We start from the raw sequence: 13394 nt of genomic DNA, 5'->3' as shown, positions 1-13394 counted from the left end.
ACGCCCTGCGCATTGCCCATCGCTTGCTCTTCACCTGCCGTCCGACTGGGGGCTGAAGGCGGCTCCTGCCTCACTGGGTGGGGCGGGGCGCAACTGGGTATACGATGAAGTCTGCATGACGATCGATCGTGGGAGGGGACGCCGCGCCGGCCAGCGCATGCTGAAGTTCCACGATGACCGCAGGGGAAAGGGGCAGGGGATGTTCGGCCGGATGGCTGGGTGCCCGCATCGGATAATCCTGTCCCGGCGTGCCCGTCATTTCGATATGGGCGCCGAGCAGGGCGCGGATGCGGTGCGTTTCGGCGAATGCGGCAAGCCGGTTGGCGCTGGCACGGAATTCGGCAAGACGGTCCGTGGGTACGTAGAGCCTGCCGGGATAGAACATATCCCCGGAGAAGAGCAGTTGCGTCCTGGCGTCGTAGACCATGATATGTGCAGGCTCGTGCCCGGGCGTCGGAATGACCTGGAGCGTGCGGCCGCCCAGATCGTAGCGACCGATCCCGTTCGGCCATTCACGCACGCCGAAGAAGCGGGCGACCTCCTCCGGCTTGAGGCCGACAACGACAGTGTCCGGTCGATCGGCGAATTCGGTATCCCCAGCGTGGTGATCGCCATGGCCGTGAGAATGCGCTACGACCAGTTGGATAGAGCGGCCATGATGGCGTTGCTGCCAATCGGCCACCAGCCGATCGACGGTGGGGCGAATATGCAGGCCGCCCGCGCCCGTATCGAGCAGCAGTGCGCGGTCGCGGCCGAACAGCAGGTAGAGAAAGGGCGCTTCGAAATTCGTGGTGACCGATTGGCGGATCACCGCCGTGTCCGTATCGATCATCTGGACCTGAACTTCGGGTTCGCCCTGTATGGTGCCGTCGATCCACGCCGCGAAATGGGGCGGCTTGAAGGTTGCCGGCGTTGCCCCAAGCAGGCACGCCGCAGCGGCCGGCAGCAGCGCAAGGCCCAAGCCCCGTCTACAAACCGCCGAGAGACGGGCCCGGCTGCTTGCCGGATGGCCCATTCGGGCGCGGTGCGGCGCGATATCGGTCGATGTCACGTTTGGCTCACTTTCGGCCTTTGTCCGGGCTGCAATCGGCGGGCAGCCTGGCAAGCGGGATACGCGATACGGTGCCTGAGCGCAGGTTGGTGAGCCACACTGCACCGTGGCCGACATTGAGGGAATCCCCGCCATCGCCTTGCCACTGACAGAGCGGTTTGCCGGTGCGCGCGTCGCTTGCAGTGAGCGGCGTCCGCATCATGGTCGTCCAGACCCGGCCATCGGAAAAGGCGACATCGCCCCCATGGCCCGGTGTCTCGAGCGGCTGTGGAGTGGCGGCTTCCCGGTGTTTGGTGTCGATCCTGCTGAGCGAGCCGTCGCCCTGGTTCAATGTCCATACCGCCCCCGCGCCGGCGGCAGTGAAACGGGGGTTCGGGCCGACCTTGACAGTGGCCACCACGGAATTGGTCGTGGGATCCACCACCGAGACGTCGCCCCCATCCACGTGCGTCACCCATACCAAGCCGTCACTGAATACCGGATTGTACGAACCGGCGGGCAGCGCGATGACATGGAGCACTTTGCCGGTTTCGGGATCGATGCGTGCCAGCGACCCGGCCTTGTCCGTAACCAGCCACAGGCTGCCTGCGCCAATGGCGAGACTGCCTTCTCCTGCTGGAGGGCCGACGGTAAACACGCCCGCCAGGCGCTTCGTCTTTTGGTCGACTTTGGCGAGTTGCGGCGTCGCTCCGCATAACGGGATCCAGACGCTGCGCTTGTCGGCGGACAGTCCGGCGCAAGGCCGCCCAGGCAGGGCAATGGTGACGACGGCATTCGTGCGGGGATCGATCTCGTTGACGGCATTGGGACCCGTACTGCCGACCCAGACCTTGTTGCCGGTGATCGTGACCCAGTCGGCGGTCGTGCCGACCTTGATGGTTGCCTCGATGGGCAGTTCCGACATGTTTCGAATGACAGGACGCTCCGCTACGTTCGGCGCGGCAGTGTCGTCGGCGGCATTGGCCGGTGATGCCGAAAGGCTTGCGGTGCAGGCCAATGCGAAGATGAGAGCGGCTCTGCGGCTCGGGTTTGCCATGCGTCGCTCGATACGAGGCCTGCTCAAGACATTGGCTCCTTGATCATGGTGTCCGGGGAGGGAGAAAGCCGTGCCGACTGATGCAATGCGACAGCCATGGGGCCCATGCTTCGGGCAGGATCGTTGTTCATGACCAGCGGTGTCGCGGAAGGCGCGACATAGCCCTATACGCCGTTTGACGTAGGGCCCCTGCGGGCGATTACAGGCCAAGCCGGAAATAGGCCGCGCCATGACGACGTGTCGTTGTCATCCGGCGGCCGAAAGTTTATGCAATTGGCAGGGTCGACGAAGAACGGCCGGATAATTGCAGGAGACGAGAATGTTGAAGGCAACTTTGGCGGTTCTTGCCGCCTGCGTGGTCACCTCTGCCGCATATGCCGCGGAACCTGAAAATCCGCTCGCCAGAAGCAGCGTGACCCTGAAGCTCGATGGGCTGGATCTGTCGACCGTGGAAGGCCAGCGCACCCTGGACTTGCGCATGGGGCAGGCAGCGCGCGCGGTCTGCGGGGATCGGCTCGATACGATCCACCTCGCGCTTGCCGCGCAGAGCCGCGCCTGCCAGGCCGAGGTCAAGGCCGACATCCGATCGCGGATCGAGCAGCAAACTGCGGACGCAGGAGATGTTCGTCCGGCCTCGTACCGGCTCGCTCTGCGATAGCGCTTCGCCTACGGCCCCAACTGAAATCGCGGGACAGTTATGGCGTACCCTTGACTTGAGGCGGAGCCGCTCGCGTCGAAACGGGCCCCCGTCTGGGGACGGGTGATCTGCCGTGGGTGACGGTGACGCTACCTCGCGCGGTGCGTGCGCCATGCGGGGTGCACGGCTAGGCGCAAGGGCCGATGTTGGTCATCCCGCACCGCGCCGTAGAGGCCGCCTTCGCCGTCATGCTCGGACCGAGACGCCAAGCATGAAAGATTCGGTGACGACAGCGCCTTCTGCCGGAGATTTGCTCACGGCAGATTGAAATCCGGGTTAGTACGAATCTCGTGTAAGCGCTGGTTACGTCCCTGCAGTTCAATGGAATTGCCAGCGAACGCCATGATTTTCAGGCACTTCGACACACGTGGGCTGATGCCGGGGCTCGGTACGTATTGCGTGCCGTTCGCCAATCATGACTGGCGGGCCGGTCATGATAGCTAGCTGCCGGATCGTCAGCATGGTTCCGGCTAACACAGGTCGCGCCTGCCCGGCGATTGTCCGGACGATCAGCGTGGGACGAATGGAAATCAGTGGGCCGAATGGAAGTCAGAGCAGCGGGCTGACCAGCCGCGCAAGGTTTTCGGCGAAGCGTGCGGTTGCCGGGCGGCTTCGCCACTCGTCCAGCCCCAGTTCGTCGCTGTGCAGGATGTAGCCGCGCAGAACCTCGTCCAGCAACTCGGTCGGCTCAATGCCGCGCATCAGCAGGCTGATCTCGGCATTGAGCGCGAAGGAGCGCATGTCCGCATTGCTGGAGCCGACCACGGCGAACATTCCATCCACGGCAACCGCCTTGGTATGCAGCAGATAGCGGCGATAGCGATGGATCCGCGCGCCGGATTCCAGCAGTTCCTGATAATAGGAGCGCTGCGCGAAGTTGACGAGGCGCTGGTCCACCACTTGAGAGACGATCAGGTTCACCTCCACCGAGCGGGCGACGGCATTCTTCACGGCGGTCAGCAGGGCCTGATCGGGGATGAGATAGGGCGACACGATCGTGACGTTCCGCCGCGCGCGATGGACCAGTTCGACCAGCAGACGTTCGAACCCGGCGGTGCCGAAGTCCGGGCCGCTGGGCATGGCCTGCGCCTCGTCCGCTCCCGCTGGCGGCGGAATGGGCAGGGAGACCAGTCGCTCGCCGGTTTCGAGGTACCAGTCGCTGGCGAACATCGCTTCGAATGCGGCCACCACCGGGCCTTCGACATGGGCGACCAGTTCGTCGTTCACGATGCCGGGCCGGAAATCGCGATCGACGATGTTCTGCGATCCGACGAACGCGATCCGGCCATCCACCAGGCAAAGCTTGCGATGGTTGCGCAAGTCGGTGCGGGCGCGTCGCAGGGCGGCGAACCGCACCGGCAGGACCAGGCGGGCGGACACCCCGGCCGCGCGCAGCATCTTCATGCTGCGCTTGACCCAGGCGCGCGATCCCAGCGCATCGACCAGGACGTGCACCGCCACCCCGCGCTGATGCGCATGGCCCAGCGCTTGAGCCACGGTGTGTCCGGTACGATCGTCGGCGAAGATATAGGTCTGGAGGCGCACGCTGGTCTGCGCCGCGTCGATGGCGCGAACCATCTCCGCGATGGAGCCTTCGTAGTCGGCAAGCAGGCGCATCGCATTGCCGGTGCAGGCCGGGAAACCGCCGACCACCTCTGCCAGTTGGCCGATTTCGGTTGGCGGCGCGGTATAGGCGGCCAGCGCCTGGGCGACCTGTTGGCGGTAGGGCTGGTCGCTGGCGAAGCGCTGTTGACGCCAGCGTGGAAACTGGGCGCGGCCGATGAAGCGGTAGAGTATCACTGCCGGGACGGGCAGGAAAAGCACCAGCAGCAGCCAGCTGCGCGCGGCTTCGGGACTGCGGCGCATCGGCAGGACCACGACCATCACCAGCCGGATAACCCACTCAAGCAGCAGGTAGATCAGTGCAAGCCGCGAGGGTTCGAACATGCCCACAGCCTACCGGGCCTGCCCGACAATGGCCAGCCCCCGCCGTCCCGCACGGGCTGAAGGTCGATTGGTGTTAGGGCTTCTCTGCGCCGCGCAGGGGGGCGCGGCTGAGTTCGTTGCCGGCGCGGGTCAGCTTGGAAAGCAGGGTGACGAAGGTCTCCTGCTCGGCATCGGTAAGCCCGGCGAGAATATCGTCCTGCACCTGATCCACAAAGGGGATCGCGCGATCCAGCACCGCGCGCCCTTCGCCGGTAAGCGTCAGAATGCGGGCGCGCCGGTCGGTGGGGCTGGTTTCCCGCGCGACGAGGTCCTTCTGGACCAGACGATCGATCACGCCGCCCAGCGTCACCCGGTCATAGGCGATCAGGCCGGCCAGCGTCTGCTGGTCCAGCCCCGGATGATCGCGCAGCGTCAGCATGGCGGCGAACTGCACCGCCGTCAGGTCGATGTCGGCTTCGGCCATGCTGGCAGTGAACAAGGCAACCGCGATCTGCTGTAGGCGGCGGATCAGGTGGCCGGGCAAGGTTTCGAGATCACGGTGGCTCATACCCGCACCTAACGTAAATTCTGTGCGCTTCTCAAGCCCGTGGGGCCGATCGCACACACCGGCGTGTGGACGGCCCCGTTGAAAGGCGGGATCAGGCTTGCTGCTTCAGGATTTCCGCGAAGCAGGCAGACAGTTCCGCATGGGCTTCCAGCGGCAGTACATGGGCGATGTACTGATCGGGGCGGACCACGATCATGCAGCCCCGGTCGCGATCGATGCCCCGCATGTCGAAGATGTCGCCCGCCTGCGCATCGGCGCAGAACGCCTTTTCATAGTCGCGCAGGCCGAAGGTGCCCTTGCGCGGCCAGAGCAGGCCGGGCAGCTCGTCCATCGACAGCGACTGGTGCGATTGCTGGAACACCGCGCGCACGTCGATGGTGGAATCGATGTCCGCGCCGTTGGCGGTGTGGCGCAGCACCGGCGATGCGGGATCGCATTCCAGAAAGCGCGACAGCGCGTCGATCCGCGATCCGGCGGCATGCCCGTCCTTGCCCGCGAACATGTAGATCCGCCAGCGGCCATCCGCTTCGGCCACGTGGCCCAGATGCATCGGCTTGGCATCGGCCAGCCGCACCACCGGGGCCGAGTGGAAACGCATACCCACCGCGAACCCTTCGGCCAGGTGCTGATGCTGCGTTCCGCCGGTGAGGGCAGAGGGGCGATACTGGGTGGCGGTTCCGGCGGTGAAGCGACCCTGCTTGACGAAGTAGCGCTGGAACGCGGCGGGATCGACTCCGTCGTCCTCGCCTTCCGCCGTCTTCGGCTTGGCGCTGAACATCGCGGCGAATTCGCGGTCGAAATCGATCAATTCCCTGGCGATCGCCTGACGTTCCGCCGAGTAGCTGTGCAGCAACGTGGGCTCAGCTTGCCCCTGCAGCACGGCGGCCAGCTTCCAGCCGAGGTTGAAGGTATCCTGCATCGATACGTTCATGCCTTGCCCTGCCTTGGGGCTGTGCGTGTGGCAGGCATCGCCGGCGATGAACACGCGGGGCAGGCGGCTCGCTTCCTCTCCGAACGGCACATCGTCGAACTTGTCGCAGAGGCGCTGGCCGATCTCGTAGACCGACCACCAGGCAACCTGCTTCACATCGAGCACGTAAGGCTGCAGGATGCGGCCCGCCGCCGCGACCAACTGGTCCACGGTGATGTTCTTCGCGGCCACGCGCTCATCCTTGCCCAGCTTGTCCAGCTCTATGTACAGGCGGACCAGATAGCCGCCCTCACGCGGGATGATCAGGATATTGCCCTCGTTCGCGGAGTGGATCGCGCTCTTCAGGCGGATGTCGGGGAAGTCGCTGTAGGCCAGCACGTCCATCACGCCCCAGGCCTGATTGGCGGATTCGCCGGTCAGTTCACGGCCGATGGCGCGGCGGACCTGGCTGCGCGCGCCGTCGCAGCCGACCACGTAGCGGGCACGTACCGTTTCGGTTGCGGCAGCGCTTTCCGCGCCGACCGGGCGCAGGTGGACGGTGACGGGTTCCTGCGGATATTCCGGAACCGTAAGATCCGCGATTTCCATGCCATAGTCCGGCACCAGCCGGCTGGGCGAATTGCGCATGGCTTCCAGATAGAAGTCATGGACGCGGGCCTGATTGAGGATCACGTGGGGGAATTCCGAAAGGCCTTCCTCGGTATCGCGGATGCGGCCGTGGCGCGCAATCCGGCCGGCTTCGGCATCGTCCGGCTTCCAGAAGGTCGTCTCGTTCACCCAATAGGCTTCACGCGCAACGCGATCGGCAAAGCCGAAAGCATTGAACATTTCCATCGTGCGGCAGGCAATGCCATCCGCCTGACCGAGTTCCAGCGGGCCGGCCTTGCGCTCCACGATACGCGTGCGGATCGCCGGGAAGCGGGCAAGCTGGGCCGCCAGCGTAAGGCCGGCAGGGCCGCAGCCCACGATCAGCACATCGACATCTGCCCCGGTTCCGGTTCCGGTTTCGGGGCCAGCCGCGTGGACGTCAGGATCGCCGGTACGGAATCCGTTCAGGTGAAATTGCATGTCTGCATCCTCTGTGCACGGCGGCCTCGATGGGGGAGGGGCTGCCTTGGAGTTGATATAAGTAGTATACTACATAAATGAGTCGGTCAACGCGATCCGGAATAGGCAGGTTTCACAAACGGTTCCGTCCGCCCTATGCTGGCTGAACCGGATTCGCATGAAGCCGCGCGCCCGTAATTCCGGCCAAACCCCTGATTGGAACCCAGCCTATGCCCCAGCACCTGAAGATCGACTTCGTCTCGGACGTGGTATGCCCGTGGTGCGTGATCGGGCTGGCGGGGCTGGAGCAGGGGCTGCAATCGCTGGATGGCGTGGTGGAGGCGAAGATCCACTTCCAGCCTTTCGAACTCAATCCCGCGATGGGGCCGGAAGGTCAGGATATTGGCGAGCATATCGCCCAGAAATACGGCAGCACCCCCGAACAGTCGGCTGCCAATCGCGACATGATCCGCAAGCGGGCAGCCGATGTGGGCTTCACCATGACGATGGCGCCGGGTTCGCGGATCTACAACACCTTCGATGCCCATCGCCTGCTGCATTGGGCCGCCGATTCAGGCGGCCAGCGCGCACTGAAGATGGCGCTGTTCGAAGCCTATTTCACCCATGGTGAGAACGTTTCGGATCACGACGTGCTTCTCGACGTGGTCGGCCGTGCCGGTCTGGACCGGGCACGCGCGGCGGAAATCCTTGCGGGTGACGAATTCGCCGAAGAGGTCCGCCGGGACGAGGATCTCTGGCGCTCGCGCGGGATCAACAGCGTGCCGGCCGTGATCGTGAACGACCGCTATCTGATCTCCGGCGGCCAGCCGCCCGAGCATTTCGCCCAGGCCCTTCGCCAGATTGCCGAGGGTGCTTGATGCCCATGTCCAAGGCGCGGCGGGTCACGCTGGGCCTTGCACTTTCCATGGTTCCGGGTGGTGGGGCGGTCGCTGACCCATCCATGCGTTCTTGCGTCGTCTCGTTTGCGGAACCGACTTCGGTTGCCGTCTTCCGTTCCTGTCTTGCGAGTGGCTGAAAGCCGGTCGCGCCCGATGTGCGGGCCTTCGGCGACTGCGAAATCTTGACGCACGGGGCCTGATCTTCAGGCCGCAAGCCGGCGCGCGAAAAGCGTTGCTTCCTGCCGCCTCAGCCATCGGTCGACCGGGCGGTCGAACCAGCGATAGGTTGCGATCGAGGCGGCGACGGCCAGTGCCAGCATCGCGATGGCCAGCGCAAGGTCTTCGGCCACGCCCCGACCGGCCCAGCGCGCCGCGAAGAGGATGAGGGGGCGATGGATGAGGTAGAGGGCGAAGGACGCCTCCCCCAGCAATTGCAGTGCGGGATTGCGCAGCGCGCGGGAAATCACGCCCTCGCCATGGGCGAACACGAGTACCAGTGCGGCCATCGGCGGCATGAATGCCAACTGGTATCGGAAGACCAGCGGCACCGCGAACCATTCGGCCGCGATCATGGTGGCGGGCACCAGCAGGACCAGCAGCACTTCGGCGCCGCTGCCCGCCCATGACCGACCGACCCCATGCCTCCACGCCCGGCAGAGCAGGATGCCGGCCACGAATTCGCCCAATCGGGTCACCGGAAAGACATAGAACAGCCAGTCCGCTTGCGGAGAATAACCATCGACCCAAAGCGCGGCGAGCAGAGCGCCGGTGGTGATTGCCATCATCCCTGCAACGAAGGCGCGGGCCAGCACTTTGCCGTCCAGCTTCAACAGCAGGGGAAACAGCGCGTAGAAGAACAGTTCGTCGGACAGGCTCCAGGAAGGGCCGTTCATCGAATAGTGGACCAGCGGATCGGGAGACCAACTGTGCAACAGCGTCAGGTTGAGTGCGATGGCCTGCCCCGGCGGCGGATCGCCGCGCCAGAAAAGATAGGCCAGCACCGCCAGTGCGACGGCCAGATGCAGCGGAAATATGCGCGCCACGCGGCGGTAGAGATAGACCGGAGCCGACACTTCCCCGCCCGTCAATGCGCCTTCGTAGGCGTGGGTGAGGATAAATCCGGAAAGGATGAAGAAGAACGTCACCCCGCAGGCGCCTTGCCGCAGGAACAGGTCGTAACCGGCGCGGAGGGCAGGGTTGGCGCTCTGTTCGAAGAAGACCAGATGAGAGAGCATCACCAGCAGTGCCGCGAAGAATCGCAGGGACGTCAGCTGCGCCAGTCGCCTGTGTCCTTCGACCACGCGCATGGCGCCACTTCCCACGGAACGTCTCACGCGGCCGGCGTAAGCAGCTCAAGATAGCGGCTGGCCGAGGCACGGGTGGTGAACTGTTCCAGCCACGATTTCGGCACCGGGGCGGGGCGTTTGCGCAGCGCATCCATCATCGCGCCCGCCAGTTCGTCCGCATCCTCCACTTTCACCAGCTTGCCGAAGCGGCCGTTGTCCAGCGCCTCGGCCGGGCCGGAAGGGCAGTCGGTGGCGATGACCGGGGTGCCCAGCGCCATTGCCTCTATCACCACGTTGGCAAGGCTTTCGAACCGCGAAGACAGCACGAAAAGGCTGGCCTTGGCCGTATAGGCATGGGGATTAGGGGCAAAGCCGGGCAGCACCACATCGTCCGCCAGGCCCAGATCGTTGACCAGCCGCACCAGCATCTCACGCTCGGTCCCGTCGCCCAGGATCATCAGGCGGCAGCGCATCTGCCGGCGGACTTTGGCGAAGGCGGTGATCAGCGTTCCGAAATCCTTCTGATGCTCCAGCCGGCCGACGCCGATCACGATCGGCACGTCGGGATCGTGGAACCAGGGATGGTCGACCGGTGCCTGTCCGGATTCGATCAGCCCGTCGCTGACGATGGGGTTGTAGATGCAGTTGATCGATTTGGGGTCGATCCTGATGACTTTGGCCAGATCCTGCGCCGTGCCTTTCGATACCGCCACGATCGTATCCGCGAAGGGATAGAACACATGCGCCAGCCGGAAGAACCAGTAGCGCGATTGCCAGGGCTTGGCAGCGTCCAGATCGACCGAGGGAAAGCAGTGTTCGGTCAGCATCAGGCTGAAGCGGAAGCCGGCGATCCAGCGGACCATGATCGCGCAGATATTGGGAAAGCCGAAGCCGGTGCACATTACCGCGCGGGGCCGGGTCCGGCGCAGATAGGCGCGCAGCTTGACGATCCGCGCCAGCGCACCCTTTGCATCCAGCACGATGTACGGGACGTTCTTGGGGACCAGATCGCGGAAGGGGGACCAGGGATTGTCCATGTCCACCACGATCGCCGGCTTGATGCCGCGCGCCAGGAATTCCTCGGCCAGGTTGAAGACCACGCGGTCCACCCCACCGTTGTAGAGCTGCCGGGCGTAGAACACGATGTCGGGATTGTCGGTCTTTTCCATGGCGGGCCTTCTGCTCATGTTGCCGGTTGTCGGGACGTTGCCGATTGGCCGGACGTTGCCGCTTGGCGGGGCCGGGAAACGTCTCCCAGGATTTCCGCGACGGTGCGGGCCTTCACGGCCCAGTCATGGCCTTCGCGTTCAAGATGATGGCGGCCTGCGCGGCCAAGATCGCGGCGCAGTTCGGGCGAACTGGCCAGATGGCGCATCGCCGCGGTCAATCCGTCCACGAAGTCCGCCTGCGAGGATGGCGGCACCAGGATCGCGCAGTCGCGGCTGGCGTACTGCGCCGCGCCGCCCCAGTCCGTCGCGATCACCGGGACGCCGATCGCCATTGCCTCCATCATCGCGATGCCGCCGCATTCGCGCAGCGACGGTGAAACGAAGGCCCCGGCATCGTGAAGCAGTTCGATATAGCGTTCCAGCGGCACCCGGCCATGAAGGACGACATTCCGGGCAATCCCTTCGTCCTCGATCAGATGCTCGATCTCCGCGAACAGTTCGCCGTCGCCGACAAGGTCCAGCCGCACGTTGCCGGTACGCGCCAGCGGGGCGAAGGCCTTCACCAGCAGCGAAATGCCTTTCCAGTCCACGAAACGGCCGCAGAAGATGAAGGACATCGGGCCGCCCAATGCGGGATCCGAACTACGCGGCTGCCACCGTCCCAGATCGACGGCGCTTTCCATCACCTCGCGCACTTCGCCAGTGGTGTGGATGGGAAGCGCGGCGCGCGTGCGCTTGTTGGCGACCAGCAGCACGGCGGCGTTGCGCTTGCCGGGGATCAGCCGGTGCAATAGCCCGGTGGCGCTGCGCGATCCGGAGATCGCCAACCGCACCAGCGGCCCGTCCAGCCGGCGAAAGGCGGGGGGAAGATCCATTCCGCCGCTCATCGGCCCGATCACCACCGGCACGCCCAGATTGTACATCGAACTGACGGCTTTCACGGCGATGGGGGCGGGCTGGAACACCACGTCCACCGATCCCGCCGCTACCCGCGCCCGCGCCAGACCGCGCATCCGCAACTGCGTCAGCACCTGGATAAGCTGGTTGAACACAAGGTCCGCCACGCGATGCGGGAAAAGGCCGCTGACGCGGTGAAGCGCCTTTTGCAGCAGGCTGTCCTTGACGAAGGCGAAGCGCGCGAACGTGGCGGCGTCCAGTTCCGTCTTCAGCTGTTCGCGCACGCGTTCGTGGCAGATGACGCGAACTTCGTGCCCCTGGGCCAGAAAATGCGTGAGGTAGTAGTAGGGAAGAATGGTTTCCCCGCTGAGGTTGCGGGAGATGTTCTCCGCGATCATCAGGATGTTCAGCATGGCATCGTCACCATCACCGGGCCGGCGGGCGGTGCCGCCCTGCCAAGGCCGTGGAAGATTGGACGAGATCGGCTGAGCGGGCATTCCGCAAGGTTTCCTCGAAAGCGAAGTCAAGGCGGGAAAGGGCGGCGCGGGTCAGGACCGTCCGCCAAGGCGGGCGCTGAAATCCGCAACGATGCCGATCGCATTCTCGACATGGCGGGGCGCCAGGTCGGGATAGAGCGGCAGGCACAGGATGCGCTTTGCGAAATTGCGGGCGACCGGCATGTGCGTGGCGGCGGAGGGCAGGTGGCGATAGACCGAATGATCGCAGACCAGCGGCCAGAAATAGGGCCGTGCATGGATACCCGCCGCCAGAAGCCGCGCGCACAGCTCATCCCGGCGCGACGCCAGCCGATCGTCCAGCAGCAACGGATAGTAGGAATGGTTCAGCCGCCAGCCCGGCTCCGCCTCGAACAGCGTCACGCCGTCGATCGTGCGGAGGCCGGCGGTGTAGAGCGCGGCGATGGCACTGCGCCGGGCGACCACTTCGTCCGCGTATTTCAGCTGTAGCAGGCCGAAGGCGGCCTGGAATTCGCTCATCTTGGCGTTGGTGCCGATGGCGTCTACCGAGTAGGCATCGGTAAAGCCGAAATTGCGTAGCCGTCCGATGCGTGCCTTGGTCGCTGCATCGGCGCAGATTACCGCCCCGCCTTCGAACGTGTTGAACACCTTGGTGGCATGGAAGCTGAGGCAGGCCGCATCCCCGGCGCGCAGCAGGCTTTCCCCGTCCCGCCGCACGTTGAAGGCATGGGCGGCGTCGTAGATCACCTTGAGCCGGTGAACGCGGGCGATCTCGGCAATGCGATCGGTGCGGCAGGGATGCCCGAAGCAATGAACCGGCAGGATCGCGCTGGTCCGTTCGGTGATCGCGCGCTCGACCTTCTCGGGATCGAGGTTCCCTGTCTTCGGATCGATATCCACGAACACCGGCGTCAGACCGCGCGATTGCAGGGCATGGGTAGTGGCGACGAACGTGAAGGGCGTGGTGATCACCTCTCCACTCAGATCGAGCGCCTGCAGCGCCAGTTCCAGTGCGCTGGTGCCGTTCGACGTCAACGCAACGTGCTCCACGCCCAGATAGGCGGCCAGCTCTTCCTCGAACTGTTGGTGATAGGGGCCGGCATTGGTCAGCCAGCGATTGGCCCAGATGCCTTCCAGATAGGGCAGGAACTCGTCCAGCGGCGGCAGGAACGGCCGGGTGACCGGTGCATCGTCCAGATCGATCGGCGGCGCGCGACGCGCCTTCTTTGGGCGGCTTGCGCGTGCCGCTGCGGGAATCTCGACGAGGTCGTAGTCTTCGTTCGAAGAGCGCTCGTCACTTGTGCTGCGATGCAATTCCATTGCCGCTCCCACCATGAACGGGACAGGGGGCAAGAGTATCGCGCGGCAGGAACCCGGTGCAGTCTGCAATGCCACTACAGGTTTTCAGGGG

11 protein-coding genes are annotated in these 13394 nt (G+C 64.8%); 2 read left to right on the top strand and 9 right to left on the bottom strand.

Annotation, left to right across the window (positions count from 1 at the left end):
- Positions 1-70: 70 nt before the first annotated feature.
- Together WBP06_RS23510 and WBP06_RS23505 are read right to left on the bottom strand one after the other, a co-directional pair.
- Positions 71-1051: an MBL fold metallo-hydrolase gene (locus WBP06_RS23510; RefSeq protein ID WP_395334479.1), complete on the bottom strand. Its 981-nt coding sequence runs from the start codon at positions 1049-1051 to the stop codon at positions 71-73.
- Between the two features lie 7 nt (positions 1052-1058).
- Positions 1059-2114 (bottom strand): hypothetical protein, encoded by a 1056-nt coding sequence (locus WBP06_RS23505; protein ID WP_395334477.1) that lies wholly within the window; start codon positions 2112-2114, stop codon positions 1059-1061.
- Positions 2115-2406: 292 nt separating this feature from the next.
- On the opposite strand from WBP06_RS23505, the gene WBP06_RS23500 reads away from it, so the two are divergent.
- Positions 2407-2745: a UrcA family protein gene (locus tag WBP06_RS23500; RefSeq protein WP_395334475.1), complete on the top strand. Its 339-nt coding sequence runs from the start codon at positions 2407-2409 to the stop codon at positions 2743-2745.
- Positions 2746-3333: 588 nt separating this feature from the next.
- Here WBP06_RS23500 and cls read toward each other — a convergent pair.
- The 3 genes from cls to WBP06_RS23485 form a co-directional block, all read right to left on the bottom strand.
- Complete coding sequence (gene cls, locus WBP06_RS23495; RefSeq protein ID WP_395334473.1) at positions 3334-4731, bottom strand: cardiolipin synthase; 1398 nt, start codon at positions 4729-4731, stop codon at positions 3334-3336.
- A gap of 73 nt (positions 4732-4804) precedes the next feature.
- The gene (locus tag WBP06_RS23490) at positions 4805-5278 is read right to left on the bottom strand and encodes a MarR family winged helix-turn-helix transcriptional regulator (RefSeq protein ID WP_395334470.1); all 474 of its coding nucleotides are present in this window, start codon (positions 5276-5278) and stop codon (positions 4805-4807) included.
- Positions 5279-5369: 91 nt separating this feature from the next.
- The gene (locus WBP06_RS23485) at positions 5370-7277 is read right to left on the bottom strand and encodes an FAD-binding monooxygenase (protein ID WP_395334468.1); all 1908 of its coding nucleotides are present in this window, start codon (positions 7275-7277) and stop codon (positions 5370-5372) included.
- A gap of 209 nt (positions 7278-7486) precedes the next feature.
- Between WBP06_RS23485 and WBP06_RS23480 the strand changes: the two genes are divergently transcribed.
- Positions 7487-8134 carry a DsbA family oxidoreductase gene (locus WBP06_RS23480; protein ID WP_395334466.1) on the top strand — a complete coding sequence of 216 codons (648 nt, stop codon included), beginning with the start codon at positions 7487-7489 and terminating at the stop codon, positions 8132-8134.
- A gap of 224 nt (positions 8135-8358) precedes the next feature.
- On the opposite strand, the gene WBP06_RS23475 is transcribed toward WBP06_RS23480, so the two are convergent.
- From WBP06_RS23475 to WBP06_RS23460, 4 genes are read right to left on the bottom strand one after another with little or no spacing between them, the layout of a single operon-like run.
- Positions 8359-9462, bottom strand: a complete 1104-nt coding sequence (locus tag WBP06_RS23475; protein ID WP_395334464.1) for an acyltransferase family protein — start codon at positions 9460-9462, stop codon at positions 8359-8361.
- A 23-nt stretch (positions 9463-9485) separates the two neighbouring features.
- Positions 9486-10610 carry a glycosyltransferase gene (locus WBP06_RS23470; RefSeq protein WP_395334462.1) on the bottom strand — a complete coding sequence of 375 codons (1125 nt, stop codon included), beginning with the start codon at positions 10608-10610 and terminating at the stop codon, positions 9486-9488.
- A 14-nt stretch (positions 10611-10624) separates the two neighbouring features.
- A complete protein-coding gene (locus tag WBP06_RS23465) occupies positions 10625-12004 on the bottom strand; it encodes a glycosyltransferase family 4 protein (RefSeq protein ID WP_395334460.1) in 1380 nt (459 codons plus the stop codon).
- A 51-nt stretch (positions 12005-12055) separates the two neighbouring features.
- The gene (locus tag WBP06_RS23460) at positions 12056-13303 is read right to left on the bottom strand and encodes a DegT/DnrJ/EryC1/StrS family aminotransferase (RefSeq protein WP_395334458.1); all 1248 of its coding nucleotides are present in this window, start codon (positions 13301-13303) and stop codon (positions 12056-12058) included.
- Between the last annotated feature and the right edge of the window lie 91 nt (positions 13304-13394).

Origin of the sequence: Novosphingobium mississippiense (assembly GCF_044029535.1) — a bacterium.
In the GTDB taxonomy this organism is placed as follows: domain Bacteria; phylum Pseudomonadota; class Alphaproteobacteria; order Sphingomonadales; family Sphingomonadaceae; genus Novosphingobium.
The sequence above is the reverse complement of the archived record's forward strand: the minus strand, read 5'-3'. Positions and strand labels throughout refer to the sequence as shown.

Bases quoted from the DNA above. Each gene is read 5' to 3' on its own strand.
- WBP06_RS23465 (WP_395334460.1), bottom strand. From the start codon at position 12,004: ATGCCCGCTCAGCCGATCTCGTCCAATCTTCCACGGCCTTGGCAGGGC.
- cls (WP_395334473.1), bottom strand. From the start codon at position 4,731: ATGTTCGAACCCTCGCGGCTTGCACTGATCTACCTGCTGCTTGAGTGG.
- WBP06_RS23475 (WP_395334464.1), bottom strand. From the start codon at position 9,462: ATGCGCGTGGTCGAAGGACACAGGCGACTGGCGCAGCTGACGTCCCTG.
- WBP06_RS23485 (WP_395334468.1), bottom strand. From the start codon at position 7,277: ATGCAATTTCACCTGAACGGATTCCGTACCGGCGATCCTGACGTCCAC.
- WBP06_RS23460 (WP_395334458.1), bottom strand. From the start codon at position 13,303: ATGGAATTGCATCGCAGCACAAGTGACGAGCGCTCTTCGAACGAAGAC.
- WBP06_RS23480 (WP_395334466.1), top strand. From the start codon at position 7,487: ATGCCCCAGCACCTGAAGATCGACTTCGTCTCGGACGTGGTATGCCCG.
- WBP06_RS23470 (WP_395334462.1), bottom strand. From the start codon at position 10,610: ATGGAAAAGACCGACAATCCCGACATCGTGTTCTACGCCCGGCAGCTC.
- WBP06_RS23500 (WP_395334475.1), top strand. From the start codon at position 2,407: ATGTTGAAGGCAACTTTGGCGGTTCTTGCCGCCTGCGTGGTCACCTCT.
- WBP06_RS23490 (WP_395334470.1), bottom strand. From the start codon at position 5,278: ATGAGCCACCGTGATCTCGAAACCTTGCCCGGCCACCTGATCCGCCGC.